Source organism: Nocardioides sp. LHG3406-4, assembly GCF_049897745.1.
Classification (GTDB): Bacteria; Actinomycetota; Actinomycetes; order Propionibacteriales; family Nocardioidaceae; genus Nocardioides.
On sequence record NZ_JAFCWV010000002.1, the window covers coordinates 1006925 to 1033610 of the forward strand.

Annotated in this window: 24 protein-coding genes and 1 riboswitch; of the genes, 8 read left to right on the forward strand and 16 right to left on the reverse strand. The window is 71.5% G+C overall.

The features are described 5' to 3' along the window. Positions 1–23: 23 nt before the first annotated feature. Positions 24–677, forward strand: coding sequence for a peptidylprolyl isomerase (locus ACP7BP_RS10960; protein WP_426244630.1), 654 nt, complete (start codon positions 24–26; stop codon positions 675–677). A gap of 37 nt (positions 678–714) precedes the next feature. On the opposite strand, the gene ACP7BP_RS10965 is transcribed toward ACP7BP_RS10960, so the two are convergent. Together ACP7BP_RS10965 and ACP7BP_RS10970 are read right to left on the reverse strand one after the other, a co-directional pair. After that, entirely contained in the window at positions 715–1227 is a 513-nt protein-coding gene (locus ACP7BP_RS10965; protein ID WP_426244631.1) for an OsmC family protein, read from the reverse strand. Between the two features lie 43 nt (positions 1228–1270). Next, positions 1271–1411, reverse strand: a complete 141-nt coding sequence (locus tag ACP7BP_RS10970; RefSeq protein WP_426244632.1) for a hypothetical protein — start codon at positions 1409–1411, stop codon at positions 1271–1273. 195 nt (positions 1412–1606) lie between these two features. Here ACP7BP_RS10970 and pepN point away from each other — a divergent pair, with 195 nt between their 5' ends. From pepN to ACP7BP_RS10990, 4 genes are read left to right on the forward strand one after another with little or no spacing between them, the layout of a single operon-like run. After that, positions 1607–4069, forward strand: a complete 2463-nt coding sequence (gene pepN, locus ACP7BP_RS10975; protein WP_426244633.1) for an aminopeptidase N — start codon at positions 1607–1609, stop codon at positions 4067–4069. Continuing rightward, positions 4066–4914, forward strand: coding sequence for a formate dehydrogenase accessory sulfurtransferase FdhD (locus ACP7BP_RS10980; protein ID WP_426244634.1), 849 nt, complete (start codon positions 4066–4068; stop codon positions 4912–4914). Before pepN ends, ACP7BP_RS10980 begins: the two co-directional genes overlap by 4 nt. Before the next feature lie 47 nt (positions 4915–4961). Beyond that, positions 4962–6125: an exonuclease SbcCD subunit D gene (locus tag ACP7BP_RS10985; protein ID WP_426244635.1), complete on the forward strand. Its 1164-nt coding sequence runs from the start codon at positions 4962–4964 to the stop codon at positions 6123–6125. Next, positions 6125–9118 (forward strand): AAA family ATPase, encoded by a 2994-nt coding sequence (locus ACP7BP_RS10990; protein ID WP_426244636.1) that lies wholly within the window; start codon positions 6125–6127, stop codon positions 9116–9118. The genes ACP7BP_RS10985 and ACP7BP_RS10990 overlap by 1 nt, the downstream gene beginning before the upstream one ends. A 3-nt stretch (positions 9119–9121) precedes the next feature. On the opposite strand, the gene ACP7BP_RS10995 is transcribed toward ACP7BP_RS10990, so the two are convergent. Continuing rightward, a complete protein-coding gene (locus ACP7BP_RS10995; RefSeq protein ID WP_426244637.1) occupies positions 9122–9817 on the reverse strand; it encodes a sulfotransferase family protein in 696 nt (231 codons plus the stop codon). Between the two features lie 34 nt (positions 9818–9851). On the opposite strand from ACP7BP_RS10995, the gene ACP7BP_RS11000 reads away from it, so the two are divergent. Next, on the forward strand, positions 9852–11372 hold the full coding sequence (locus ACP7BP_RS11000) for a TldD/PmbA family protein (RefSeq protein ID WP_426244638.1): 1521 nt from the start codon (positions 9852–9854) through the stop codon (positions 11370–11372). Then, on the forward strand, positions 11372–12748 hold the full coding sequence (locus tag ACP7BP_RS11005; protein ID WP_426244639.1) for a metallopeptidase TldD-related protein: 1377 nt from the start codon (positions 11372–11374) through the stop codon (positions 12746–12748). Before ACP7BP_RS11000 ends, ACP7BP_RS11005 begins: the two co-directional genes overlap by 1 nt. A 347-nt stretch (positions 12749–13095) precedes the next feature. Here the strand turns inward: ACP7BP_RS11005 and gcvP are convergent, their stop codons facing one another. From gcvP to ACP7BP_RS11070, 13 genes are all read right to left on the reverse strand, one after another. Continuing rightward, on the reverse strand, positions 13096–15969 hold the full coding sequence (gcvP, locus tag ACP7BP_RS11010; RefSeq protein WP_426244640.1) for an aminomethyl-transferring glycine dehydrogenase: 2874 nt from the start codon (positions 15967–15969) through the stop codon (positions 13096–13098). An 80-nt stretch (positions 15970–16049) separates the two neighbouring features. Next, positions 16050–16157: riboswitch (glycine riboswitch) on the reverse strand. A gap of 30 nt (positions 16158–16187) precedes the next feature. Further along, entirely contained in the window at positions 16188–16790 is a 603-nt protein-coding gene (locus ACP7BP_RS11015) for a MerR family transcriptional regulator (RefSeq protein ID WP_426244641.1), read from the reverse strand. A 193-nt stretch (positions 16791–16983) separates the two neighbouring features. Beyond that, positions 16984–17463: a bifunctional nuclease family protein gene (locus tag ACP7BP_RS11020; protein WP_426244642.1), complete on the reverse strand. Its 480-nt coding sequence runs from the start codon at positions 17461–17463 to the stop codon at positions 16984–16986. A gap of 43 nt (positions 17464–17506) precedes the next feature. After that, complete coding sequence (locus tag ACP7BP_RS11025) at positions 17507–18205, reverse strand: MerR family transcriptional regulator (RefSeq protein ID WP_426244643.1); 699 nt, start codon at positions 18203–18205, stop codon at positions 17507–17509. Positions 18206–18274: 69 nt separating this feature from the next. Next, complete coding sequence (locus tag ACP7BP_RS11030; RefSeq protein WP_426244644.1) at positions 18275–18814, reverse strand: FHA domain-containing protein; 540 nt, start codon at positions 18812–18814, stop codon at positions 18275–18277. 108 nt (positions 18815–18922) lie between these two features. Next, positions 18923–19306 (reverse strand): glycine cleavage system protein GcvH, encoded by a 384-nt coding sequence (gene gcvH, locus ACP7BP_RS11035; RefSeq protein ID WP_426244645.1) that lies wholly within the window; start codon positions 19304–19306, stop codon positions 18923–18925. A 75-nt stretch (positions 19307–19381) separates the two neighbouring features. After that, entirely contained in the window at positions 19382–20038 is a 657-nt protein-coding gene (locus ACP7BP_RS11040) for a DUF881 domain-containing protein (protein WP_426244646.1), read from the reverse strand. 136 nt (positions 20039–20174) lie between these two features. Beyond that, entirely contained in the window at positions 20175–20507 is a 333-nt protein-coding gene (locus ACP7BP_RS11045) for a small basic family protein (protein ID WP_426244647.1), read from the reverse strand. Then, positions 20504–21382 (reverse strand): DUF881 domain-containing protein, encoded by an 879-nt coding sequence (locus ACP7BP_RS11050; RefSeq protein WP_426244648.1) that lies wholly within the window; start codon positions 21380–21382, stop codon positions 20504–20506. Before ACP7BP_RS11050 ends, ACP7BP_RS11045 begins: the two co-directional genes overlap by 4 nt. Further along, positions 21379–22026, reverse strand: coding sequence for a CDP-alcohol phosphatidyltransferase family protein (locus tag ACP7BP_RS11055; RefSeq protein WP_426244792.1), 648 nt, complete (start codon positions 22024–22026; stop codon positions 21379–21381). The genes ACP7BP_RS11050 and ACP7BP_RS11055 overlap by 4 nt, the downstream gene beginning before the upstream one ends. Before the next feature lie 92 nt (positions 22027–22118). Then, positions 22119–22352: a hypothetical protein gene (locus ACP7BP_RS11060; protein ID WP_426244649.1), complete on the reverse strand. Its 234-nt coding sequence runs from the start codon at positions 22350–22352 to the stop codon at positions 22119–22121. A 27-nt stretch (positions 22353–22379) separates the two neighbouring features. Next, entirely contained in the window at positions 22380–23429 is a 1050-nt protein-coding gene (locus ACP7BP_RS11065) for a hemolysin family protein (RefSeq protein WP_426244650.1), read from the reverse strand. After that, on the reverse strand, positions 23422–24771 hold the full coding sequence (locus ACP7BP_RS11070; protein ID WP_426244651.1) for a hemolysin family protein: 1350 nt from the start codon (positions 24769–24771) through the stop codon (positions 23422–23424). The genes ACP7BP_RS11065 and ACP7BP_RS11070 overlap by 8 nt, the downstream gene beginning before the upstream one ends. A gap of 207 nt (positions 24772–24978) precedes the next feature. Here ACP7BP_RS11070 and ACP7BP_RS11075 point away from each other — a divergent pair, with 207 nt between their 5' ends. After that, positions 24979–26586 (forward strand): sulfatase family protein, encoded by a 1608-nt coding sequence (locus tag ACP7BP_RS11075; RefSeq protein WP_426244652.1) that lies wholly within the window; start codon positions 24979–24981, stop codon positions 26584–26586. The last annotated feature ends 100 nt before the right edge of the window (positions 26587–26686 follow it).

Below are 26686 nucleotides of genomic sequence, written 5' to 3' on the forward strand. Positions count from 1 at the left end.
GGATCTCGCCTACTATCGCGGCCATGCGCACGCGAATGCTGGCTCCCCTTGCGGTCCTTCTCCTCCTGCTCGCCTCGTGCGGTGACGACTCAGGAGGCGACGCCATCGACACCGATGGCCGCCCGGCGTGCGACTACGTCGAGACCGGGGCTGAGCCGGCGAAAGAGGTGTCTCCCCCGCCGCCCGCGGCCACGGTGGACGGCGACATCACGGCGACCATCAAGACGTCGGTCGGCACGCTCGAGGCCACGCTGGACGCCTCGGCCACTCCGTGCACGGTGGGGAACTTCGTCTCTCTGGCCGACCAGGGCTACTTCGACTCCACGTCATGCCACCGGCTGACGACGTTCAACCTCTTCGTGCTGCAGTGCGGTGATCCGACCGCGAGCGGGACCGGCGGCCCCGGCTACACCATCCCGGACGAGCTCGACGGCGACGAGGCCTATCCGGCAGGCACGTTGGCGATGGCCAAGACCTCGGCGCCCGACTCGGGTGGCTCCCAGTTCTTCGTGGTCTACGAGGACACGCAGCTGCCGTCGGAGTACACGGTGTTCGGCACGATCGACGAGTCCAGCCTCGAGGTCGTGCGCAAGGTCGCCGCCGACGGCACCGTCGAGGGCACGGCTGACGGCGAGCCGAAGACCCCGGTGGAGATCGAGTCGGTGACGACCAGCTGACCCCGAGTCGGCGTCCGGCCTCAGGAGTCGGCCGCTGTCAGCCCAGAGGCGGTGCGGCCGGCCCGTCGGCCGGCGGCTGGCCGGCATCACCTGCCGAGACGTCGACGTACTCGATGGGCTCGCCGAGAGCGACCGTGCGGCCCACGGTGCACAGGCGATCGCGCGTCTGGGCCACCGCGCGCGGCAGTGCCGTGCGAGCCGCGTCGCCGGCCTCGCCCTCGGGGAAGGCGATGTCGACGGTCACCCGAAGCCCGACCAGGTGGTTTCCGTGCTCGTCGCGGATCTTGTGCCCCGACGCGACCATGTCGAACGTCGAGGGCTCCGCGCGCTTGCGGGTGATCGCGTCGATGTCGGCGGCGCTGCAGCCCGCGATCGCGGCCAGCAGCAGCTCCACCGGGGTGAAGTCGGGGTCGTCTCCCCCGCCTCCGATGAACGTCTCGCCGCCGCGGGCGTTGGTGGCCTTGAATCGGCCCTCGCCGATGCGCGTGAGGTCGATCGACCGCAAGGTCTCGTCGGTGAGCTGGGGCGTGGGAGGTACGGCGTCGGTCATGTGGAGGAGCCTGCCAGAAGCACCCCTCGGGTGGTCCAGAGGATCAGCGTCCGAAGATGCGCCACGTCAGGGGCCGGCGAGCCTGTTCGCGCGACAGCTCGACGGAGCGCAGCAGCGCCTGGTCCTCGCGCGAGTGGGTGCGTGCCCGGACGATCCCGTAGGCCTCGTGCAACTGCGAACTCATGATGCGTCATCCCTTCGGTCCCTGCCGGACCAGCTGTCAGTTCTGTTCGAGATCTGTGTAATGGACGTGCCACGCTTGGCGACCATTACATTCTATGGTGACAAATATTGTCGGATGACCGTTTCCGAGGTGATCTCCCCCACGAGACGACCGTCACAGGACGGGACCTCGCCGAGGCCCTCCTAGAGTGAGCAGGTGACCTCACTCGCCCAGTCCCTCCAGCACACCGAAGCTCAGGCGCGTCATGCCCTCCTGGAGGTCGAGGCGTACGACGTGCGCCTCGACCTCGCAGCGGACGAGGCGACGTTCACGTCGGTGACCACGGTCCGCTTCAGCTCCCGCGGTGGGTCGACGTTCGTGGACCTCAAGCCGGTCAGCGTCAACGCGATCACCCTCGACGGCCTGCCTCTGGACCCCGACACGCTGGACCGCGGCAGACTGCCGCTCGAGACGTCTGCCGGGAGCCATGAGCTCGTCGTCGACGCGGTGATGCCGTTCCGCAACGATGGGGAGGGACTCCACCGGTCCGTCGACCCGGCCGACGGCAAGCACTACGTCTACGGCATGAGCTTCATGGACGCCGCGCCCACGATCTTCGCCTGCTTCGACCAGCCCGACCTCAAGGCGCCGTACACCTTCCACGTCGTCGCCCCCCGTGACTGGGTGGTCATCGGCAACGCGCCGGGTCAGCAGGTCGAGCCCGGGGTGTGGGAGTTCGAGCAGAGCCAGCCGCTGTCGACGTACTTCGTCACCATCGTCGCCGGCCCCTACCACCTCGTGACCGACGAGCACGACGGCATCCCGCTCGGCCTGAGCGCGCGCGCCTCGCTCGCCGCCGACCTCGACAAGGATGCCGACGAGCTGCTCACGATGACCAGGCAGTGCTTCGACGAGTTCCACCGGCTCTTCGGCATCCGCTACCCGTTCGGCAACTACCACCAGGCCTTCGTGCCCGAGTTCAACGCCGGTGCGATGGAGAACCCCGGATGCGTGACCTTCCGGGACCCGCTGATCTTCAGCTCGCGCGTCACCCGAGGCCTGCGCATCCAGCGCGCCACCACGCTCGCGCACGAGATGGCGCACCAGTGGTTCGGCAACATCACCACGCCGAAGTGGTGGGACGACCTCTGGCTCAACGAGTCCTTCGCCGAGTACATGGGCAACCGGGTCACCGCCGACGTCACGGAGTACGACGACGCCTGGACCCACAACGCGTACGCCCGCCGACAGTGGGGACTCGTGGCCGACCAGCGGCCCTCGACCCACCCGGTCGCGGGCAACGGCGCCTTCGACGCGACAGCGGCGCTGCAGGACTTCGACGGGATCTCCTACGCCAAGGGCTCCTCGATCCTCAAGCAGCTCAACGCCCGCATCGGCGACGACGTCTTCTTCAGGGGGGCCATCGACCACTTCGAGTCCCACCGATTCGGCAACGCGGACATGCACGACCTCTTCGGGTCGTGGGAGAAGGCCGGCGCGGGTGACCTGTCCGAGTTCACCTCGTCGTGGCTGCGCACCGCCGGTCCCGACGCGCTGGTGCTAGACCGAGAGGCGTCGGTCGTCCGCCGTACCCCTCCCGCCGGGGCCCCCGCCGAGCGCGTGCACGTCCTCCGGGTCGCGACGGCCACCCCGGGCGAGGCGTGGAAGATCGAGTCGCTCACGGTGGCCGGTGACCACACGCCCCTCTCCGCTCGCGCCGGGGCGGCCGTCGTGCTCGATCCGTACGAGGACACCTGGGCACTGGTGCAGCCGGACCCGGAGACGGTGACCCTGCTGAAGGACGCGCTGCCGACCACCGACGACGCCCGGCTGCGCTCCGGGATCTGGAACAACGTCCGCAGCGCCTTCCACAACGCCGCGATCGACCCCGCCGACGTCATCGACCTGGTCGAGTCCGGCATGCCCAACGAGGACAACGACGACGCGGTGTCCTTCACGATGCCGTGGGCGATCAGCAAGGCCGCCGGGCTCGCCGCCGACCCGGTCGCGGCACGAGCCCGCATCCACGAGGTGATGATCGCCAAGACCGCCTCGGGCGAGCCGGGCTCGACGCTGCAGCTCGCCTCGTTCCAGGCTGCGGTCGACAGCGCCACCGACGCCGGCACGCTCCGTGCCTGGCTCGCCGGTCACGTGCCGGACGGCGTCGAGGTCGACCTCGACGTGCGCTGGGCGATCCTCGTGACGCTCGCTTCGCTGGGTCAGACGACCCGCGACGAGCTCGACGCCGCGCTCGCGGCCGAGCCGACCGCCAAAGCGAGCGTCGAGCACTCCCGCGCGACTGCCTCGCTGCCCGACGCCGAGGCCAAGGCCTGGGCGTGGCAGCGCTTCACCGGTGAGGCGGACGTGCCCAACTACGAGCTCGAGGCGGCCGGCCTGGGCATGTGGCGGAGCGGGCAGGAGCACCTCACCGGCACCTACGCCGGCCGCTACCTCGACGCGCTCGTCGACCTGGAGCAGGTGCACGCCGGCTGGGTGCTGGGCACCGCGGTGCGGTCCTTCTTCCCGATCACCGCGTTGTCCGACGACGTGGTGGCCCGGGCCGAGGAGCTGATCGCAGGCAGGTCCCTCGATCTCACGGTGCGCCGCAACCTCGTCGACATGACCGACGAGCTGCGCCGGAGGATCGCGGTCAAGAAGGCGTACGGCAGCCCCACATGACGGACCTGGCTCGCCGTCCCGGACCCACGACCCGCACCCGGGTCGAGGTGCACGCTGGCGACACCGTGTCGCGGCGCGAGGACCGGCTGGCCACCGAGGAGCCGCTCGAGATCCGGCTCGCCTGGCCGGGCGTGCCGGCACACCGGGCCTGGGTCACCATGCGCACCCCGGGCCACGACTTCGAGCTCGCGGCCGGGTGGGCCGCGCACGAGGGGCTGCTCCCCGGTGGGAGTCTGGGTGCGGGTCACGTGGCCAGCGTGGCCTACTGCACCGACACCGCCCTCGCGCCGGACCAGGAGTTCAACGTCGTGACGCTCACCCTGCGCGAGCCGCCCGTCCGCGATCCCGGTACCCGCCACGACACCTCGGCGACCGGGTCGTCCGCGTGCGGCGTCTGCGGCAAGGACAGCATCGACGCGGCGCTCGACGTGCCGCCCGGCGCCAGCCGGTGGGCCGGCGAGGTGCCGCAGCCCGACGTCGTACGACGACTGCCGGACGCCCTGCGCGGGCACCAGAAGGTCTTCTCGCGCACCGGCGGCGCACATGCCGCAGCACTGTGCGAGCCCGACGGCACGCTGCTCGTCGTACGCGAGGACGTGGGCAGGCACAACGCCGTCGACAAGGTCGCGGGAGCCAGGGTGCTGGCCGGTAAGTCGGTGTCGGTCTCCTGCCTGCTCGTCAGTGGCCGGGCCGGGTTCGAGCTCGTGCACAAGGCGGTCTCGGCGGGCGTCGGGTCGCTCGTCGCGGTCGGTGCCCCGACGAGCCTGTCGGTGCAGCTGGCCCGCGACTCCGGCCTGGTCCTCTACGGCTTCGCACACGGCGACCGGTGCGTCCGCTACGCCTGACGGCGTGGGTGCGCCGGGGTGTCGGTCCCCGCGTCTAGGTTCGTCGTGTGCGCCTCCTCCACACCTCTGACTGGCACCTCGGGCGGTCCTTCCACCGCGAGGGCATGCTGGCGCACCAGGCTGCCTTCGTCGACCACCTGCTCGAGGTGGTCGAGCGTGAGCGGGTCGACGTCGTGCTCGTCGCAGGAGACGTCTACGACCGCGCACTCCCCCACGTCGATGCCGTCCGGCTGGCCGACGATGCGTTCGCCCGATTGGCCGCGTCGAGGGCGCGGGTGGTCGTCACGAGCGGCAACCACGACTCCGCCCTGCGCCTCGGCTTCGGGTCCCGCCTGATCGACGCAGCAGGCGTCCACATCCGCACCGACCCCGCTACCGTCGGCACCCCGGTCCTGCTCGACGACGAGCACGGCCAGGTCGCGGTCCACGCCCTGCCCTACCTCGACCCCGACGCGCTGCGCGAGCCGTGGCAGCTGGCCGGTCGCTCCCACGAGGCCGCCCTGGTCGAGGCGATGCGCCGGGTCCGAGCCGATCTGTCCGGCCGCAGGTCCCGCTCGGTCGTGCTGGCCCATGCCTTCGTCGCCGGGGCCCAGCCGTCGGAGTCCGAGCGCGACATCAGCGTCGGCGGGGTCTCGATGGTGCCGACGTCCACCTTCGACGGCATCGACTACGTCGCCCTCGGCCACCTGCACGGTCGGCACACGCTGACCCAGCACGTGCGCTACAGCGGCTCCCCGCTGGCCTACTCGTTCTCCGAGGCCGACCACGTCAAGGGCTCCTGGCTCGTCGACCTCGACGCCCGCGGCCTCGCAGCTGCCGAGTTCGTCGAGGCGCCGGTGCCGCGGCGGCTCGCTCGCCTGCGCGGCGACATCGACGAGCTGCTCTCCGACGCTTCGCTGGCGCGCCACGCCGACGACTGGGTCCACGCCACCCTCACCGACCTGCCGCGGCCACTGCGTGCCATGGAGCGGCTGCGCGGCCGGTTCCCGCACACGCTGGTCATCGGGTTCGAGCCGCTCGGCGAGCCCGTCGGCGACACCCCGCAGACCCGCGTCCACGGCCGCTCCGACCACGCCATCGCCCTCGACTTCGTGGCCGACCTGCGCGGCGTCCCCGCCACGGCCGCCGAGTCCGCACTGCTGCTGGCCGCCCACGACGCCTGCCACGACGACCCCGACGCCGACGTCCTGCACGTCACCCGAGCCGGCTGATGCGCCTCCACAGTCTCGAGATCACCGCGTTCGGCCCGTTCGCCGACGAGGTCGGCGTCGACTTCGACGCCCTCTCCGACGCCGGCCTGTTCCTCCTCTCCGGACCCACGGGAGCCGGCAAGACGAGCGTGCTCGACGCCGTCTGCTTCGCGTTGTACGGCGACGTGCCCGGCGACCGCAGCACCGCCAAGCGCCTGCGATCCGACCATGCGCCGCCGGGGCTCGCTCCGCGGGTGTGCCTCGAGGCGACCCTGGCCGGGCGCCGCTTCCGGATCGTCCGGGCGCCGTCGTGGGAGCGACCCAAGAGACGCGGCACCGGCACGACCGTCCAGCAGGCGTCGGTGACCCTGAGCGAGCGCGTCGACGGCGGATGGGTGCCGCTCACCTCGCGCATCGACGAGGCCGGACACCTCGTCACGGGACTGCTGGGCATGAACCTCACCCAGTTCTGCCAGGTCGCGATGCTCCCGCAGGGCCGGTTCCAGGCGTTCCTGCGGGCCCGCTCGGAGGAGCGCCACGCCCTGCTGCAGCGGCTCTTCCGCACCGGCCGCTTCGAGCAGATGGAGCGCTGGCTGCGCGACCACCGGCTCACCCTCCGGCAGCAGTCGCGTGTCCAGCACGACCGCATCGCCCACCTGCTGCAGCGGTACGCCGAGGCAGCCGACGTCGGCTTCCCCGACGACTGGGACCTTCATGCCCTCGAGAGCTCCGCGCCGGACCTGGCGCCCTGGCTCGACACGGTCGCCACCGACGCCGGCGGCGCGCTCGTCGTCGCCGAGTCGGCCGCCGCCCAGGCGCGCACCGCGGAGTCCACCGCCGCCGAGGCCCTGGCTGCCGGTCGCACCACTGCCCAGGCCCAGGCGCGGCGGCGCGCTGCGCTGCGCGACCTCGAGAGTCTCGAAGCGGACGGGCCGGCCCACGAGGCACGCCGACAGCGGCTCGAGGCCGACCTGCGTGCCGCTGCGCTCGCTCCGCTCCTCGACGCCGCCGACCGGGCCGACCACGACGCCGAGGTGGCCGCACGCGACGCCGCAGCCGTCACCACCCACCTGGCCTCGCACCTGGATGGTGAGGCCACGATCGACCTCGCGGAGGTCGAGCGCCACCACCGGCATGCCGTCGAGACCGGCGCTCGGGTGCGCGCACTCCTGCCGCGCCGCGACCGATGCCTCGCCGTACGCCGCGAGGTCGAGGCCCTAGCGTCGCGGCGCGCGCAGCTGCACACCGCCCTCACCGCCGCGAGCGCCGACCTCGCAGAGCTGCCCGGGCGCATCGATCAGGGGCGTCTGGCGCACGCCGCCTCGCAGGTCGCCTGCCAGACGCTGCCGGCGGCCGAGGTCGAGCTCCGCGCGGTGGAGCGCCGCGCCGCCGCCCGGCTCGACGCGGACCGACTGACCGTGGTCCTCGACGAGGCTGTCGTGGCGCACAGAGAGTCGGTCGGCATCGTGCAGGCGCTCACCGCCACCTGGCTCGACCTGCGGGAGCAGCGCCTCACTGGAATGGCCGCCGAGATCGCCGGCCAGCTCGCCGTCGGCGCCAGCTGCCCCGTCTGCGGCTCGGCGGAGCACCCGCACAAGGCAGCGGCCGGGCCGGACGCGCCCGACGCCGAGGCCGAGCGCGCCGCCCGTCGCGCGGTCGACGACGCCAGCGCCGTCGAGCACGCCCATGCCGACCAGGTCCGCGAGCTGACCAGCCGACTGGCCGTCGCCCGCGAGGTCGCCGGTCCAGAGGCCGACGACCTGGCTGCCGCCGTGGCAGCAGCGTCGGCACGCGTCGCCGCCCTCCGTGCGGATGCCGCCGCCCTCGACGACAGGGCAGCGTCGGTCAGGGCCGCTGAGGCGGAGCTGGCGCTCGCCGAGGAGTCGGTGCGCGGCCTGGAGGCCGACGTCGTGTCTCTCGATCAGACCCGGTCAGCCTTGCTGCAGGAGGAGAGGGAGGCTCTCGTGGCCATCGACGCCGAGCTCGCCGGCTCGGGCCACGCCGATCTCGACGCCCTGCTGCAGCACGTCGACCGGGTCGCCGAGCTCGCCGGCACCGCCGCCGATCGACTGCGCGCCTCGAGCCAGGCACGGCAGGCCCGGGCCCGGCACCGTGCCGTGCTCGACGAGGCGCTCGCGCTGCACGGCCTGAGCGACTCGGCCGAGGCCCGCGCCTGTCTCCTCGACGACGCAGAGCGGGCCGACCTGACCAGGCGCATCGAGCAGCACACCCAAGCACTCGCCGCAGCAGGAGCCATCGTCGCCGACCCGGAGTCACGAGCCGCGGGCCTCCTGCCGCCTCCAGACCTCGATCGCCTCTCCGACGCCGTCCGCGACGCGACCGACCAGGCGGAGCACGCGGTGAGCCTGCTCGACCGCGCCCGACGCCGGGTCGAGCGCCTCCACGGCCTGCGTGCGGAGCTCGCTGTCGCCCTCGCGGCCTGGGCGCCGCTTCGCGAGCGGCTCGAGGTCGCCACCGGCCTGTCGTCGTTCGTCGACGGCAAGTCCCCCGACAACCGGCTCCAGATGCGGCTCTCGGCCTACGTCCTGTCCTACCGGCTCTCCCAGGTGGTCGCCGCGGCCAACGACCGGCTGCGCCGGATGAGCGACCAGCGCTACTCCCTCGAGCACACCGGCCAGCGCGGCGCCGGAGAGACGCGCGGGGGTCTCAGCCTGCTCGTGCGCGACGACTGGTCGGGAGACACCCGCGACCCGGCGACGCTCTCCGGCGGTGAGACGTTCGTGGTCTCCCTCGCCCTGGCCCTCGGCCTCGCCGACGTCATCGCCCACGAGGCCGGCGGCGCCGACCTGGACACCCTCTTCGTCGACGAGGGCTTCGGCTCACTCGACGCCGACACCCTCGACGACGTCATGGACACTCTCGACGCCCTGCGCGACGGCGGGCGCGTCGTGGGCGTCGTCAGCCACGTCGCGGAGATGCGCGACCGCATCCCGACCCAGCTGCGTGTCCTCAAGGAGCGGTCCGGGTCCCGGGTGGAGACCAGTCGCGGCTGACCCCTACGACGCGGTCGGCCAGCTGCTGAGGTCGAGGCCCCAGTCGCGCTCGAGCCGCGACAGCTGGGGCCGGTAGAGCACGCCCAGCGACTCCACGAGCCCTTCCGGCGCCGCCCACGTCGCGTGGCTGCTCGACCGAGACGGCCGATCGACGTCGGTCAGCGGCACCGGCGACAGGCCGAGGCCCGCCCACACGGAGTCCACCGCGGCCTGCGGCCGGCGACGTACGTCCTCGTAGACCATGACGACCATCCGGTCCCGGCCCACCGCGTTCGCCCACATCGCCAACTGGTCGGCGTAGAAGCCGCTGAAGGTCTGCACGGTGATCGGCACCGGGTAGGGCCAGGGCGATGTGGCCCGGGTCGCGGCCAGCCTCATCGCCGACAGGAACCGCTCGACCGGGTCCCGCAGGATCGCCAGCACCATCGCCTCCGGGGCGAGCACGCGAGCCGCGGTGAAGGGAGCCGAGGAGTGCCGGAGGTACTGCGGGGTCCACTCCCCGCGCCGGAGCTCGTCGCCGGGGAAGAGATCGAGGTACGCCGACAGCGGCTCCAGGCCGTCACCGACCTTGTGCAGGAGGTGCTGCTCCTTCTTGCCGTTGGACCCGAGCCCGACCGACGGGTGCTGGCACATCAGGTCGGTGAACCACGTCGTCCCAGAGCGCTGGGCGCCGATGCCGAGCCAGGCCGGTGAGGTCATGGGCGCGACCCTATCGGTCGGATAGGTTCGGCCCATGAGCCAACAGGGCATCGATCCCACCTTCGTCGAGCTCCCGTTTCGCGCCCTGTCGGAGGCGGCGCTGGGCCGGGCGCGGGAGCTCGGGGTCACGCACGCCGACTTCCGCTTCGAGAGGGTGCGCTACCAGTACCTCGGGGTCCGCGACGGCGCTCTCCAGGGCGCGACCGACGCCGAGGACCTCGGCTTCGCGGTCCGGGTCATCCATCGCGGCGCATGGGGATTCGCCAGCGGCGTGATCCTCACCTCCGATGAGGCGCGCCGGGTGGCGGAGGCCGCCGTGGCGGTGGCCGAGGTCGCGTCGGCCATGACGACCACGCCGGTGGAGATCGCCCCCGAGCCGGTCTACGACGACGTGACCTGGGTGTCGGCGTACGACCTGGACCCACTGGCGGTGCCGACCGCCGAGAAGGCGGACGTGCTGATCGGGTGGACCGACCGGCTCACCTCGCACGGCGCGGTCGAGCACGCGTCCGCCAGCCTCTACCAGGTGCTGGAGAACAAGTTCTACGCAGACCTCGCCGGCACCCGCACCACCCAGCAGCGGGTCCGGCTGCAGCCCACCTTCGAGGCGATGGGCAGCGACCGGGTCACCGGGGTCTTCGACTCGATGACGAGCATCGCGCCGCCGGTCGGTCGGGGCTGGGAGTACCTCACCGACGGCGGCTGGGACTGGGATGCCGAGCTGGACGAGGTGCCCGAGCTGCTCGCGGCGAAGCTGGCCGCGCCGAGCGTCGCGGCCGGGACCTACGACCTGGTCGTCCACCCGTCCAACCTGTGGCTGACGATCCACGAGTCGATCGGGCACGCCACCGAGCTCGACCGCGCGCTGGGCTACGAGGCCAACTACGCCGGCACGTCGTTCGCGACCTACGACAAGCTCGGCTCGCTCGTCTACGGGTCGCCGGTCATGAACGTCACCGGAGACCGCACCGTCGAGCACGGCCTCGCGACGGTCGGCTACGACGACGAGGGTGTGGCGACCCAGGCGTGGGACATCGTCAAGGACGGCATCCTCGTCGGCTACCAGCTGGACCGCTCGATGGGCCACCAGAAGCCGGAGCTCAACGACGGCTGGTCCAACGGATGTGCCTACGCCGACTCACCCGGCCACATCCCCATCCAGCGGATGGCCAACGTCTCGCTGCAGCCGGCAGCCGACGGGCCCACGACCGAGGACCTCATCGGCCAGGTCGACCGGGGTCTGTACGTCGTCGGCGACAAGTCGTGGTCCATCGACATGCAGCGCTTCAACTTCCAGTTCACCGGCCAGCGCTTCTACCGGATCGAGGACGGCCAGCTGGCCGGACAGGTCCGCGACGCCGCCTACCAGGCCACCACCACCGAGTTCTGGGGCTCGATGGAGGCGGTCGGGGGTCCGCAGACGTGGCAGCTGCACGGGGCCTTCAACTGCGGCAAGGCCCAGCCCGGGCAGACCGCGGCGGTCAGCCACGGCTGCCCGACCGCGCTGTTCCGCGACGTACGCATCCTCAACACCAACGACGAGGCAGGCCACTGATGACCAGCACCCCGCAGGAGCTCGTCGAGCACGCTCTCGCGACCTCGCGCGCCGACCACTGCATCGCGATCGTCCGCAACGAGACCCGCGCCAACCTGCGGTGGGCCAACAACACCCTGACCACGAACGGCGTCATGCACGCCGTGTCGGTCACGGTGATCTCGTTCGTCGGGGCCGGCTCGGGCTCGGTGACCAGCTCTGCCAGCAGCCCGGAGCAGGTCACCACCCTGGTGGAGGCGGCCGACGCCGCGGCGCGCGCTGCCTCGCCCGCCGAGGACGCGGCCGAGCTCGTGTCCGGGGAGGCCGCCGGCGACTGGGACGACGCTCCCGTCACCACCGACATCCACGTGTACGACGAGTTCGCGCCGGCGCTGGGCGAGGCGTTCGGCCGGGCCGGCGACGGTCGCCGGGTGCTCTACGGGTTCGTCAACCACGAGCTCACCACGACCTACCTCGGCTCGAGCACCGGGCTGCGCCTGCGCCACGTCCAGCCGACGGGCCACTACGGCTGCACGGGCAAGACGGCCGACCTCACGCAGAGTGCGTGGGTCGGCGGCGCGACCCGCGACTTCGCCCACGTCGACGCGCTCGCCATGGAGGCCGAGCTGGCCACCCGGCTCGGCTGGGGCGCCCGGCAGGTCGACCTGCCGGCCGGGCGCTACGACACCATCCTGCCCCCGAGCTCGGTGGCCGACCTGATGATCGACGCCTACTGGAGCGCCGGCGCGCGCGTGGCCCACGAGGGCCAGTCGGTCTTCAGCCGCCGCGGGGGCGGCACCCGGATCGGCGAGCGGATCGTCCGGCCCGAGGTCACCTTGTTCTCCGACCCCACCTACGACGGCCTCGGGTGCGCGCCGTTCAACGTCGCCGGCTCCTCCGACAACACCGAGTCGGTCTTCGACAACGGGCTGCCGCTCTCACGCACCGACTGGATCGCCGGCGGCAACCTCGCTGCCCTCCTCCAGACCCGACACAGCGCGGCCATGACCGGGCAGCCGGCCACGCCGATGATCGACAACCTCGTGCTCGAGGTCGAGGGCGCCACCGGCAGCACCGAGGACCTCGTGGCCGGCACCGACAGGGGGCTCCTGCTCACCTGCCTGTGGTACATCCGCGAGGTCGATCCCCAGACGCTGCTGCTCACGGGGCTCACCCGCGACGGCGTCTACCTGGTCGAGAACGGCGAGATCACCGGCGCGGTCAACAACTTCCGCTTCAACGAGAGCCCGGTCGACCTGCTGTCGCGCTTCAGTCACGCCTCCGCGACCGTGCCCGCCTTCAGCCGCGAGTGGGGCGACGACTACTTCAGCCGTACGGCGATGCCGGCGCTACGCGTCTCTGACTTCAACATGAGCTCCGTCAGCCAGGCGAGGTGACCCCTGCGCTGGCTGGGCCCGCGCCGAAGCGGCGTTGACCGCGTCCGCACCAGCCTGGTCCCGCTGCCGCGGCAAGAGCACCTCGACGACCTCTTCGTCCTGCGGCTGCGGCGAGTAGAACCGGATCACGGCGCCGCCACCCCCTCGACGGTCGAGGTGACCCCTCGCCCCCACGATCTCGGATGTACGTCCCCACGCACCATAGCGATCCCCTCCCCCCGGCCCGGTGACGGACCGTCGGGCTCCCCAGCCCTTGCCCGGCAGGCTAGGTCGGTGGTGGGAGGGTGGCAATGCCCGGTCCAGGCGGTCTAGACAACCGTTCCGGCCAGCGGTCTGAGGGAGGTCCCTCACTCCGCGAAGGCCTCCGGGGGCGGGCAGGCGCACACCAGGTTGCGGTCGCCGTACGCCTGGTCGATGCGCGCGACCGGCGGCCAGTACTTGTCGGGGTCGATCCCGCTGGGGAAGACCGCCAGCTCGCGCGAGTAGGGACGCTCCCACTCCCCGACCAGGGCCCGAGAGGTGTGCGGGGCGTGCCGCAGGGGCGAGTCGTCGGCGCTCCACTCCCCCGCCCCGACCCGGTCGATCTCGCCCTTGATGGCGATCATCGCGTCGCAGAACCTGTCGATCTCGCCGAGGTCCTCGGACTCCGTCGGCTCGACCATCAGCGTGCCGGCGACGGGGAACGACATGGTGGGCGCGTGGAAGCCGTAGTCGACCAGGCGCTTCGCGACGTCGTCGACGCTCACGCCGGTGTCCTTGGTGAGTCCGCGCACATCGAGGATGCACTCGTGCGCGACCAGCCCGCCGTGCCCGCGGTAGAGCACCGGGAAGTGCTCGCCCAGCCGCGCCGCGACGTAGTTGGCCGACAGCACCGCCGTCGCCGTGGCGCGGGTCAGCCCCTCGGCACCCATCAACCTGATGTAGGCCCACGAGATCGGCAGGATGCCCGCCGAGCCGTAGGGCGCGGCACTGATCGGGCCGATGCCCTCGCGCTTGGCGGCCTCGGGGTGCTGCGCGTGGGAGGGCAGGTACGGCGCCAGGTGCGCGCGCACGGCCACCGGACCGACGCCCGGTCCGCCGCCGCCGTGCGGGATGCAGAAGGTCTTGTGCAGGTTCAGGTGCGAGACGTCGCCGCCGAACTCGCCGGGCCGCGCGAAGCCGAGCAGCGCGTTGAGGTTGGCGCCGTCGACGTACACCTGGCCGCCGTGGGCGTGGACGATCTCGCACAGCCGGCCGATGGAGTCCTCGTAGGCGCCGTGCGTCGACGGGTAGGTCACCATGATCGCGGCCAGCGTGTCGGCGTGCTTCTCGCACTGGGCGCGGAGGTCGTCGAGGTCGACCGAGCCGTCGTCGGCCGCCTTGACCACGACCACCTTCATGCCGGCCATCACGGCCGAGGCGGCGTTGGTGCCGTGCGCCGACGACGGGATCAGGCAGACGTTGCGGCCGTCGTCGCCCTGAGCCCGGTGGTAGCCCCGGATCGCCAGCAGGCCGGCGAGCTCGCCCTGCGAGCCGGCGTTCGGCTGGATCGAGACCTGGTCGTAGCCGGTGACCTCGGCCAGCCAGCCCTCCAGGTCGGCGACGAGACGGCGGTAGCCCTCGGCGTCCTCGGCCGGGGCGAAGGGGTGCAGGTCGGCGAAGCCCGGCAGGCTCACCGGCTCCATCTCCGTGGTGGCGTTGAGCTTCATCGTGCAGGAGCCGAGGGGGATCATGCCGCGGTCGAGCGCGTAGTCGCGGGCCGAGAGCCGGCGCAGGTAGCGGAGCATCTGGGTCTCGCTGTGATGGCTCGAGAACACCTCGTGCGTGAGGTACGGCGTTGCCCTGACCAGTGAGCCGGGCAGCGCGTCGTCGGTCTCGGCGTCGAGAGCGTCGATGTCGGCGGCGACCCCGAACGCCTTGAGCACGCTGGTCACCGTCGACCGCGTCGTGGTCTCGGAGGTCGACAGGCCGACGCGGTCGGCGTCGATCAGGCGAAGGTGCAGGCCGAGCGACCTCGCCGCCGCCACGACCTCGGCTGCCCGGCCGGGAACGGCCACGGTCAGGGTGTCGAAGAACGTCTCGTTGACGACGTCGAGCCCGGCGGAGCGCAGGCCCCGCGCGAGCAGCGCGGCGTACCGGTGGGTGCGGGTCGCGATCGCGGCCAGGCCCTGCGGTCCGTGGTAGACGGCGTACATGGAGGCGACCACGGCAAGCAGCACCTGGGCGGTGCAGATGTTCGAGGTCGCCTTGTCGCGGCGGATGTGCTGCTCGCGGGTCTGCAGGGCGAGCCGGTAGGCGGGCCGACCCTCGGCGTCGACGGACACGCCGACCAGCCGGCCGGGCAGGTGCCGCTCGAGGCCCGCCGAGACGGCCATGTAGCCGGCGTGCGGGCCGCCGTAGAAGAGCGGCACCCCGAAGCGCTGGGAGGAGCCGACGACCACGTCGGCGCCCAGGTGGCCCGGTGACTCCAGCACCGTCAGGGCCAGCAGGTCGGCGGCCACCACGGCGAGCGCATCGCGTGCGTGGGTCTCCTCGATCACCGCGCGGGGGTCGAGGATGCGCCCAGATGCGCCGGGGTACTGCACGAGCACTCCGCACAGCTCACCGTCGGGCAGCCCGTCGGCGAGATCGGCCACGACGACCTCGATACCCATCGCCTCGGCGCGGGTCCGCACCACCTCGATGGTCTGCGGCAGGGCGTCGGCGTCGACCACGAACGGTCCGGAGGCCTTGCGGTTCGCGCGGCGCACGAGTGTCATGGCCTCGGCGGCGGCGGTGGACTCGTCGAGCAGCGACGCGTTGGCAGTGGGCAGCCCGGCGAGGTCGCCGACGACGGTCTGGAAGTTGAGCAGCGCCTCGAGGCGGCCCTGCGAGATCTCCGGCTGGTACGGCGTGTACGCGGTGTACCAGGACGGGTCCTCGAGGACGTTGCGACGGATCACCGGCGGGGTGATCGTGCCGTGGTAGCCGAGCCCGATCATCGCCTCGGCCGGCCGGTTGAGCGCGGCCAGGGTCCGCAGCTCTCGGGCGGCGGCGTCCTCGGTGACTGCCGGTGGGAGGTCGAGGGCGGCCGCCTGCCGGATCCCACCGGGCACGGCGGCCGCCATCAGGTCGTCGAGGGACTCGAACCCGACCGCCTTCAGCATGGTCGTCACGGCGTCGTCGTCGAGGCCGATGTGCCTGTCCACGAAGGGCAGCACCGAGTCGAGCTCGGCGAGACTGGGTCGATCAGAGCGGGGCATCGGGGATCTCCAGGGTCGGGCGGCTGGTCCCCTCCCCCTCTGTCACCTCGTCCAGTGCTGGGACGCGGCTTCACAGTTGCCTGCTCCGCGCGGTCCGGGTGCCTGAGAGGTTCCGGGGAGGAATTGCCCCTTCGGCGCACGCCTGCCCCCTCTCGGGGGCAGTGCCATGACTCTCCCGCGCGGGATGGTCGGCGCTGCGAAGTCTATCGGATGCCTGATCAGCCGGCGTTGCGGGCGGCGCGCCGCGCGGCGAGCTCGTCGCCGGCCGCGGAGGTGTCCGCGTCGTCGGCGGCGGTGCGCTCGCTGGGCAGCTCGGCGAGCGTGCCCTCGATCTCGCGCCACACCCCGCCGATGGCGATCCCGAAGACACCCTGACCACCCTGGAGCAGGTCGATGACCTCGTCGTTGCTGGTGCACTCGTAGACCGACGCGCCGTCGCTCATCAAGGTGACGCGGGTCAGGTCGTCGGTGCCGCGCTCCCGCAGGTGGGCCACCGCGGTGCGGATCTGCTGGAGAGAGATGCCGGCGTCCAGGAGACGCTTGACCACCTTGAGGATCAGGATGTCCCGGAAGGAGTACAGCCGCTGCGAGCCGGAGCCGGTGGCCCCGCGCACGGTGGGCTCGACGAGTCCCGTACGGGCCCAGTAGTCGAGCTGGCGGTAGGTGATCCCCGCCGCGTTGCAGGCCGTCGGGCCGCGGTAGCCGGTGTCGCTGGGCAGCGTAGACACGTCGTCGGTGAAGAGCAGGCCCTGCTCGCCGGCCAGCTCGGCCGCCTCGGCAGCCTTCGCCTGACGCACCTTGTCCTGCTCGTTCTCGTTCACGCCCACGGCGACCCTCCAACGGTCTGCTCCGGGTTGCGTAACTTCGGGGAACGTCGGCTGCGGGGAAGTGCAACGACAACGATGGAGTTACAACGGAGACAGTTCAAGGTAGGCCTCCGCCGCAGAGTGGTCAACGAGCGCGGCGGCGTGTCGCAACCCTCAACCTCTACTTGAGAGTGAGAGTCAGGCGGAGTCAGTGCGACTCGAAGTCCTCCGGCGTGACCTGGTCCAGGAACTCGCGGAAGCGCTCCACCTCGTCCTCCTGCTCCGCCGGCACGGCGAGGCCGGCCTCGTCGAGCACGTCCTCGGCGCAGACGATGCGCGAGCCGGTGCGCAGAGCCAGCGCGATGGAGTCCGAGGGCCGGGCACTGACCTCGGTGTTCTCCCCCGAGCCGCCGTCCAGCACGAGAGCGGCGTAGAACACGCCATCCTTCACGTCGGTGATGCGAACCTCGGTCAGCTCGGTGCCCGTCGCCTCCAGCAGGTCCTTCATCAGGTCGTGCGTCAGCGGCCGAGGTGGGGTCACGCCCTGCTGGGCGAAGGCGATGGCGGTGGCCTCGACCGCGCCGATCCAGATCGGCAGGTATCGCTCCCCCGTCACCTCGCGCAACAGCACGATCGGCTGGTTGGAGGGCATCTCGACCCGTACTCCGATGACATCGAGTTCGCGCACAATCAGAACCCTACTCCCGGGGCGGTGGCCCACGCCGGGCGCGTCAGATGCGTCCGAGTCCCTGCTTGACCAAGGTGGCGTGCAGCCGCACAGACAGCGCGGCGATCTCGGTGGTCGCGTCGTCGGCACGCCCCTTGGCGCCGGCGTCGCGGCCGCGCTTGAGGGGCGCGACGACCTGCTCGACGAGGCCCACCTCACGGTCCGCCGCGGTCTTGAACGCGCGCAGGTGCCGGGGCTCGAAGCCGAAGTCGGCGAGCTCCCGGGCGGTCTGCGCGACGACGAGCGCGTCGGTGTCGAAGTGACCGGTGCCGGTGCGCGGCGAGACCAGGCCGTACTGCTCCAGCTGGGTCAGCAGGTCGTCGCTCACCTCGGCGATCTTGAGCAGCTCGCGCCTGGAGAGGCGTACGTCGGAGCGGCGGGCGAACGACTCCGGCGACGGCAGCCCGTCGCTGGAGAGCGACACCTTCGGCACCGTCGGCACGGCAGAGTCGATCGGTGGGGGCTCGAGGCCCCGGTCGATGGCGTCGAGGTGCTCGCCGATCACCTTGAGAGGGAGGTAGTGGTCGCGCTGCATCCGCAGGACGTAGCGCAGCCGGTCGACGTCCTCGGCTGCGAACTTGCGGTAGCCCGACGGGGTCCGCTCGGGGGTGATCAGGCCCTTGTCCTCCAGGAACCTGATCTTGGTGATCGTGATCCCCGGGTAGTCGGGGCGGAGCAGGTCGAGGACCTGCCCGATCGTCATCCGGGCGCGCCCGGCCGACGACCCAGCGGACCCGGTCGATGAGCCGGCTGAGCTGGAGAGACCCACCGGTCAGCCGCTCACGTGCCCGGAGAAGAAGACGAGGCGGTACTTGCCGATCTGCACCTCGTCGCCGTCGTTGAGGTCGACGGAGTCGATGCGGTCGCGGTTGACGTAGGTGCCGTTGAGGCTGCCGACGTCGGAGACGCTGAACGACGTGCCGCTGCGACGGAAGTCGGCGTGCCGGCGCGAGACCGTCACGTCGTCGAGGAAGATCTCCGAGTCGGGGTGCCGCCCGGCGGTGACGAGGTCGGTGTCGAGCAGGAACCGGTTGCCGGCGCCGGGGCCGCGCTGCACGACGAGCAGCGCATGGCCGGCGGGCAGGGCGTCGACGGCGGCCGCGTCGACCGCGTTGAGCTGGCGGTCCGACGCCTCGGCCGCGCGCTCGCCCGGTCGCTCGGGCGGGTTGCCGAAGGTGATGGTGGCCGTCGACTCACCCGGTCGGTCGGCGGCGGGCGCGGCTTCGTCCGTGGTGGCGATGCGCGTGCCGCACTGCGCGCAGAAGCGCGCGTCGTCGGGATTCTGCTTGCCACAGGCCGTGCAGAACGGCATGTCGTCCTCCGCTTCCGAGCGTTGCCGAACCCTCACGCGAGGGCTGAGGGTGAAGGTTGCCCCGAACCTACCAGCCGCGACAACTCGTCGGGAGCGGCTCCGGACGCGTCAGGAGAGGCTCTGCTGGTACGTCGCCGCGTCGAGCAGGCCGTCGACCGCCGCGGCGTCGTCGGGCACGACCTCGAAGAGCCAGCCGCCGGCGTACGGGTCGTTGTTGACCAGCTCGGGGGTGGCGTCGAGGGCCTCGTTGCGGGACACGACCTGACCGCTCACGGGCGCGTAGATGTCGCTGACCGACTTGGTCGACTCGAGCTCGCCGCACGTGTCACCTACGGTGATGATCTCGCCCACCTCGGGCAGCGAGACGTAGACGATGTCGCCGAGGGCGTCCTGGGCGAAGTGCGTGATGCCCACTCGCACGGCGGCGTCGTGGTCGCCCGGGCTGCGCACCCACTCGTGCTCGGCGGTGTACTTGAGGTCCTCGGGGTACATGCCTGCTCCTGGGAGATGCTGGTGTCTGGACACATGAACTGGACACATGAAAGGCGTTGCGTGCTGGCGGTGAGGCTACTGCTCGTCGCCGGGCTGTGCGAACTCCGGCCGCTCGGCGGTGCGGACGCTCTCGATGTCGAGCGAGTCGAGCTCCTCGACGCTCACCCTGGCGCCGTCCTCGGTCTCCAGCGACGCGATCGGACCGCTCGGGAAGGTCAGCCCGCTGTGCAGGGTGTGCGGCTCGCCGATCACCTCCAGCACGTAGGGCGCCTCGAGCGCCACGCCGTCGACCTCGATGGTGCCTCCGACGTCGTTGAAGGAGCTCTGGGCCGCCAGACGGACCTCGTCGTTGAACTCCATCGCCTCGGCCCCAGCGGTGCGCAGCTCCTGCACGGTGTCCAGCAGCGAGTCGATGCTCACCCGGCCGGTCTCCTCGGTGATGGTGATGCGCAGGCCGGGGCCGGTGACCGGCACCAGCCCGGCCAGGATGTTCAGCGTCTCGAGCCGCGCCTCGGCCTGGTCGATGGCGGCGCTGCGGGCGCTGGTGTCGGACTGGAGCTCGTTGCGGGTGTCCTCGAGCCGCGCGATCTCGCGGCGGGCCTTGTCGGACGTTCCGGTGAGGCCGCCCAGGATCTCGATCAGGTCCTGCTCGCGCCGACCGCTGTAGGTGTCGTCGAGCTGGTTGGTGCGCACCTGCACGATCGCCGCGAAGCCCAGGGCCGCCAGCAGCACTCCAACGATCGCCTGGGAGCGCGACGGCCGCATCAGTGCCCGGACGAGACGGTCGCGCCCGCCGTCGGAGCTCGGGCCGGAGCTCGGGACGGGCCCCGGGTCGGGCCTCGAATCAGGCGTGGAATCAGGCGTGGGATCAGGCATGGAAGATGTGCCTGCGGATCGCCGCGACGTTGGAGAAGATCCGGATGCCGAGCACGACGATCACGCCCGTCGAGAGCTGCGCGCCGACGCCGAGCTGGTCACCGAGGTAGACGATCGCCGCTGCGATCACGACGTTGCTCAGGAAGGACACGACGAACACCTTGTCGTCGAAGATCCCGTCGAGGAACGCCCGCATGCCACCGAAGACGGCGTCGAGAGCCGCCACGACCGCGATCGGGAGGTAGGGCTCGAGACCGAGCGGCACGTCGGGCTTGAGCAGCAGCCCGGCGATGATGCCGACGAGAAGTCCGAGAGCGGCGATCACGGAAGTGCCTCCTTCTGCTTGCGGGCGAGATCCGCGGCCGACCCCAGCTGGGCCTGACGCAGTGGCAGCATCCGGGCCGCGGGCAGGGACAGGTCGTCATCATTGTCCATGCTGAAACGGAAGGCCAAGCTGCGGGCCAGGGCGTACCACGCCGCCCCGTGGGCGGTGTTGAGCAGCCGCGCCGGGAGGGTGTCCTGGTTCCCGATCACCTCCACCGTGTACGGCGGGGCGAGGGGGCGGGTGTTGACGTGGATCGCACGTCCGGAGTTCTGGATGGAGGTGCGCGCGGTGAGCCGCTGACCGTTGATGGCGATGGCCTCCGCGCCGGCGGCCCACAGCCCGTCGACCAGGATCGCCAGATCGTCGTCGCGCACCACCTGGGTCTCGTCGCCGCCCTCGGCGTCGTTGACCTGGAACACCACTCCCGGCCCGGTCACCGGGCCGAAGCCGGTGCGGCTCGCGACCCGGCGTACGCGCGCAGCGAGGTCGTCCTGCCGATCACCCATGGTGCGCAGCGTCTCCTCGAGGGTGGAGTTGGCAGCGACCAGCTCGCCCACGCGGTCCTGGATGGCGGCGAGCTGGCCCTTCTCGTCCTGGATCTGCCCGATCAGGGCCGACCTGCCCAGGGCGTCGGAGTCGGCGTTGCGCGCGGTCTGCACCCCGGCGATGGCCACCAGCGTCCCGAAGACCGCGACCACGACGGTGCTCCACGTGCGCGTCGTCCGCGTTTCCGGAGGCTGCGCCCCCGCCGCCCGGGCGCGCGCGACGTGCTCGTAATCCTCGTCCATCGACTGCGCGGTGATCTTCGACAGCAGCGGGATGGTGACGTGCTCGGGCAGCGGCGGAGACTCGGGACGGGGCCTCTGCGCACTCATCGGGGCTCGGCCAGCAGCTTGCGGACCTGCCAGGCGTAGAGCAGGCCCGCCCACCAGTAGAGGCCGATCCCCCAGAAGGCGAACGCCCAGCCGAAGACCCTGGCGAGGTTCGGGAGGGTGCCCTCGCCCTCGCCGAGCAGCAGCAGCGGGAAGGCGTAGAGGAGGTTGAACGTGGCCGCCTTCCCGAGGAAGTGGACCGGCAGCGCGCTGTATCCGCGGGTGCGCAGGAACGGCACCAGCCCCCAGAGCAGCAGGTCGCGCAGCGGCAGGATGATCGCCACCCACCACGGGATGATGTCGCGCAGTGCCAGGCCGACGACGACGGCGAGGATGTAGAGACGGTCGGCGACCGGGTCGAGGATCTCACCCACCGTCGAGAACTGGTTGAGCTTGCGGGCGAGGTAGCCGTCGAGGTAGTCCGTCACCCCGGAGACCATGAGCAGCGCCAGCGCCCACCCGTCGGCCTCGGGGCCGAGCACCAGCCACAGGAACACCGGCACCCCGGCCAGCCGGAGCATGCTCAAGATGTTGGGCACCGTCCAGACCCGTGAGCTGCGCGGCACCGGGTCGGCAGCGGGCTCGGGAGTCGCGTCGGGAGCCGCTTCCTGCGGCTGCTCGGACGTCGGCTCTGGCACGGCGAGGATCCTCGGGGCTGGTCGGTGAGGTGATCGGGAGGGGGTATGCCCACCCTATCCAGCGCAGGCACGCACTCGGCGCACCGCGGAGCCGTGCCGACCTATCCCGGACCCTGCTGCTGCGACCGGCGGTGGAGCCAGGTCATCCAGGCCGACCAGAGCAGGCCCCAGATCACCCCGAAGAGAAGTCCCGTGAGCAGCGCTCTCGCTGCCGCTTCGGCCACTGTCGCGTCGTCCGCGAGCATCACGACGAACCAGAACGCGCCCATGAGCAGCCCTGCGACCACTGCCGACAGCGCCTTGCGCCGGACACTGACGTACGGAACCTTCCTCACGCTGCCCCCATCCTCGCCACTGCCGGGTCAGACATTCTCGTCCTGGTGGGAACCGTCCCGGATCTCGCCCACGAGCTCCTCGAGCACATCCTCGAGGGTGGCGATGCCCAGGGTCACGCCCTCACGGGAGACGACCCGCGCCATGTGGGCGCCGCGCCGCTGGAGGCTCTCGAGCACATCGTGCAACAGCTCGTCGGGCGCGACGTTGGCGAACGGACGGATCCACTTGTCGTCGATGGTCCGGGCCCGACGCGCCTCGTCGGTCTCGAGGACGTCCTTGATGTGGAGGTAGCCGAGCAGCGCGCCGTCCTCGTCCTGGACCGGGAAGCGGCTGTAGCCGGTCGCCGCGCACACCTCCTCGACGTCGGCGACCGTGGCCCCCCGGGCCACAGTGGTGAGCCCGTCGACGGGCATCAGCACCGACGACACGGTCTTCTCGATGAACCCGAGCGCACCGGTGAGCCGGCCGTACTCGTCGTCCTCGAGCATGCCCTCCCCGCGGGACTCCTCGACCAGGGCGGCCACCTCCTCCCGGGTGAAGGTGGAGCTGATCTCGGCCTTCGGCTCGATGCGGAGCAGCCGCAGCGTGGCGTTCGCGATCGCGTTGAGTACGACGATCAGCGGGCGCAGCAGCGTCACGATCAGCACCATCGGCGGACCGAGGGCGAGCGCCGACCGGTCGGGGCCCGCCAGCGCGATGTTCTTGGGCACCATCTCGCCGAGGACGACGTGGAGGAAGACCACGATCGACATCGCGACGACGAACGACACGGGGTGCAGCCAGCCGTCCGGGACGTGCAGGGCATGGAAGACCGGCTCGAGCAGATGCGCGACCGCGGGCTCGCCCACCGCACCCAGGCCGAGTGAGCAGATGGTGATGCCGAGCTGGGCGCCGGCCATCATCAAGGAGACGTTCTCCATCGCCATCAGCGTGGTGCGCGCGACCCGTGAGCCCTGCTGGGCGCGCGGCTCGATCTGGCTGCGCCGGGCGCTGATGAGGGCGAACTCCGCCCCCACGAAGAACGCGTTCAGCGCCAGCAGCACTACCGCGACCAGCACGGCTCCGAAGTCACTCATCGCCGGTGTCCTGTCGCACGCGCATGGAGATCCGGTCGACCCGCAGGCCGTCCATCCGCTCCACGGCCAGCTCGACGTGCTGCTCGCGGGGCTCGCCGGACTCGTCGAGCTCGGTGACGGTCACCTCGGCCACGTCTCCGTTGCGGGGCACCCGGCCGAGCCGCTGGAGCACCAGTCCGGCGATGGTGTCGTAGGCCTCGTCCTCGGGCAGCTCGATCCCGGTGAGGTCGCCGACCTCGTCGGGTCGCAGCAGGCCGGACAGCGCCCACGACCCGTCCCGCCGCAGCCGTGCGCGGGTGCCGTGTCGGTCGTGCTCGTCGGCGATGTCACCGACGATCTCCTCCACGACGTCCTCGAGCGTCACGATGCCGGCCTGCCCGCCGTACTCGTCCAGGACGACAGCCAGCTGGAAGCCGTCACCGCGCAGCAGTGCCAGGAGCGGGTCCAGGCGGAGCGAGTCGGGGACGACGATCGGCTTGAGCATGATGTGCTTGACGCGCGTCGTGGCGCGCTCGTGCACCGGCAGCGCCACCGCGTGCTTGACGTGGACGGTGCCGACGACGACATCCTCGGGGTCGAGCACCGGGAAGCGCGAGTGGCCGGTGCTGCGGGCCATCTCGATCACCGCGGCGGCGCGGTCGCCCTCCTCGAGGCTGGTGGTGCGCACTCGCGGCGTCATGATCTCCCCGGCCGTGCGGCTGCCGAACTCCACCGAGCGCTCCATCAGCTCGGCGGTCTCGGCGTCGAGGGTGCCCTGGTCGGCCGAGCGCTGCACCAGCGACGCGAGCTCCTGCGCGCTGCGGGCCGAGCGCAGCTCCTCCTGCGGCTCGATGCCGAGGCGCCGGACGATGGCGTTGGCCGACCCGTTGAGCACGGCGATCGGACCGCCCATGACCCGCGTGAAGACGCGCTGGAAGCCCTGGGTGGCCCGGGCCGTGGCCAGCGGTGCGGAGATGGCGATGTTCTTCGGCACCAGCTCGCCGAAGACCATCGTGAGGAAGGTGCCGAGGGCCAGGCCCAGGCCGAGCGAGATCCCGGGCACGAGCCGCTCCGGTACGCCGATCGACCCGAGCGGGCCGTCCACCAATTGCGAGATGGCCGGCTCGGCCAGGTAGCCGATGGCCAGGTTGGTGACCGTGATGCCGACCTGGGCGCCGGAGAGCTGCGTCGAAAGGCTCCGCAGGGCACGCTGCACCCCGACCGCGCGCTGGTCCCCGGACTCAGCGGCCCGGTCGACGGCGCCCCGGTCGACGGTCACCAGCGCGAACTCGGCAGCCACGAAAAGCCCGCAGGCCACCACGAGGAGGAGGGAGACCGCGAGAAGGATCCACGGAGTCAGCACCGGGCACCTGCCGGGGCGATCAGACCTGTTCTGGAGTCTCGGTTCGGGGGCTGGCTACTTTGAGGCCCGTCCATGTGGAGAGATCGTGTCTTCCGTGTCGGTGATGATGCCGGCACTCTATCGGCCCTGGCCTACTCTTGGCCCATCCCGCACCCGCTGCCTGGGTGCCGGCCACGACCTTGACGCATCGACAACAGGGAACGATCCATGAGCGGCTGGAGGAGCAGCGGTGCCGCCGCGCTCGTGGGCGTCTGCCTCGCCGGCCTGGTCGTCGTCGCCGCCTCGGTCGGCGCCGGGTCCGGTGACACCGCCAGCCACGGCGACGGTCTCGCGCTCGCCACAGGCGTGCCCTCCGGGCCGGCCAAGGGCTTCCCGGGCGCGGGTGGTGGACCGCGTCGCGGCGCGGGGGTCGGTCCGGCCGCCACCGACGGCTCCGATGACGACACCGAGCAGTCGTCGAGGCCCAACGTGGTCGTCGTACTCACCGACGACCAGACCGACTACGACCTCCGGTGGATGCCGCTGACCCGGGCGGCGCTCGGCGAGGACGGCATGGAGTTCACCGACGCCATCTCCCCGCACCCGCTGTGCTGCCCGGCGCGGGCCGAGATGATCACGGGTCAGTACGCCCAGAACAACGGCGTCCAGCACAACAACGGCCCGCACGGTGGCTACGAGGCGCTCGATCCGACGCAGACGATCGGGCAGTGGTTCCAGGACGCCGGCTACCAGACGGGCTTCGTCGGCAAGTACCTCAACGGCTACCACGCCCAGGCCGGCCGCAACCCGGGCTGGACCTTGTGGGACCCCCTCGTCCAGGGCATCTACGACTACTTCGACTTCGCCTTCTTCAACGACGGCCAGGGGGTGGCGACCTACGACAACTACTACGTCACCAACGCCGTGGAGGAGCGCACCAACGCCGCCGTCCGTACGTTCGCGCGCGACGACCGGCCGTTCCTCCTCTACTCCTTCCACCTCGCGCCCCACTACCGATTCGACGGGCACGGCAACACCGAGCCGCCGCCGGTCGAGAGCAGTGACCGCGACGCCTACGCCGACGCCGTGCCACCGTCGCTGGGCAAGCCGAGCTTCAACGTCGCGACTCAGGGCAGCCTCCCGGACTTCCTGCGTGGGAGGACACGACGAACCGTGCAGGAGGTCCGCGAGACCTTCCTGGCCCGGATCCGTTCCCTGCGTGCGGTCGACCGCTCCGTGGAGTCGCTCGTGGCGACGCTCAAGGAGACCGGCGAGTGGGACAACACCTGGCTGTTCTTCACCAGCGACAACGGCTACTCCATGGGAGAGCACCGTCTCGTCGGCAAGAACGTCCTCACCGAGGAGTCCATGCAGGTGCCCCTCCTGGTGCACGGCCCGGGCGTCGTGCCGGGCTCCACGTCCTCGTTGCCCGTGACCCTCGTCGACCTGCCGGCGACCTTCGCCGACCTGGCGGGCGTCACCCCGCTGCGGGCCGTCGACGGTTCGTCCCTCGCACCGGCGCTCGCGGGCCAGGCCAGCCCGTTCCGCGACACGACCCTCGTCCAGACCGGCACGTCCTACGGCGACGGCTGGGCCTACCGCGGCGTGCGCACCTCCCGGTTCACCTACGCCGTGCGCGGTGCCGGGGACGACGTGATCCTCTACGACCGGGCCCGGGACCCCTACGAGCTGGTCAACCGCGCCGACGACCCGGCGTACGCCGCCATCCGCACGCAGCTCGAGACGCGTCGCCAGCAGCTCGTGGCGTGTGCGTCCTGGACCTGCAACCCGGCCTTCGGACAGCTGCCCGAGCCGGCGGCGCCCGCCAAGCCCTGATCCTGGGACGGCGTGGGGCCCGCGTGGGCCATGTCGTGCTGGCCGATCGGCCATTTGCTGCCGGAACCCGTCACGCGCCTGCCGGCGGCTACCTAATTTT

Coding starts and splice junctions, on each gene's coding strand:
- ACP7BP_RS10960 (WP_426244630.1), top strand. CDS start 24: ATGCGCACGCGAATGCTGGCTCCCCTTGCGGTCCTTCTCCTCCTGCTC.
- ACP7BP_RS10965 (WP_426244631.1), bottom strand. CDS start 1,227: ATGACCGACGCCGTACCTCCCACGCCCCAGCTCACCGACGAGACCTTG.
- ACP7BP_RS10970 (WP_426244632.1), bottom strand. CDS start 1,411: ATGAGTTCGCAGTTGCACGAGGCCTACGGGATCGTCCGGGCACGCACC.
- ACP7BP_RS10980 (WP_426244634.1), top strand. CDS start 4,066: ATGACGGACCTGGCTCGCCGTCCCGGACCCACGACCCGCACCCGGGTC.
- ACP7BP_RS10990 (WP_426244636.1), top strand. CDS start 6,125: ATGCGCCTCCACAGTCTCGAGATCACCGCGTTCGGCCCGTTCGCCGAC.
- ACP7BP_RS10995 (WP_426244637.1), bottom strand. CDS start 9,817: ATGACCTCACCGGCCTGGCTCGGCATCGGCGCCCAGCGCTCTGGGACG.
- ACP7BP_RS11000 (WP_426244638.1), top strand. CDS start 9,852: ATGAGCCAACAGGGCATCGATCCCACCTTCGTCGAGCTCCCGTTTCGC.
- ACP7BP_RS11005 (WP_426244639.1), top strand. CDS start 11,372: ATGACCAGCACCCCGCAGGAGCTCGTCGAGCACGCTCTCGCGACCTCG.
- gcvP (WP_426244640.1), bottom strand. CDS start 15,969: ATGCCCCGCTCTGATCGACCCAGTCTCGCCGAGCTCGACTCGGTGCTG.
- ACP7BP_RS11025 (WP_426244643.1), bottom strand. CDS start 18,205: ATGACGATCGGGCAGGTCCTCGACCTGCTCCGCCCCGACTACCCGGGG.
- ACP7BP_RS11030 (WP_426244644.1), bottom strand. CDS start 18,814: ATGCCGTTCTGCACGGCCTGTGGCAAGCAGAATCCCGACGACGCGCGC.
- gcvH (WP_426244645.1), bottom strand. CDS start 19,306: ATGTACCCCGAGGACCTCAAGTACACCGCCGAGCACGAGTGGGTGCGC.
- ACP7BP_RS11050 (WP_426244648.1), bottom strand. CDS start 21,382: ATGAGTGCGCAGAGGCCCCGTCCCGAGTCTCCGCCGCTGCCCGAGCAC.
- ACP7BP_RS11065 (WP_426244650.1), bottom strand. CDS start 23,429: ATGAGTGACTTCGGAGCCGTGCTGGTCGCGGTAGTGCTGCTGGCGCTG.
- ACP7BP_RS11075 (WP_426244652.1), top strand. CDS start 24,979: ATGAGCGGCTGGAGGAGCAGCGGTGCCGCCGCGCTCGTGGGCGTCTGC.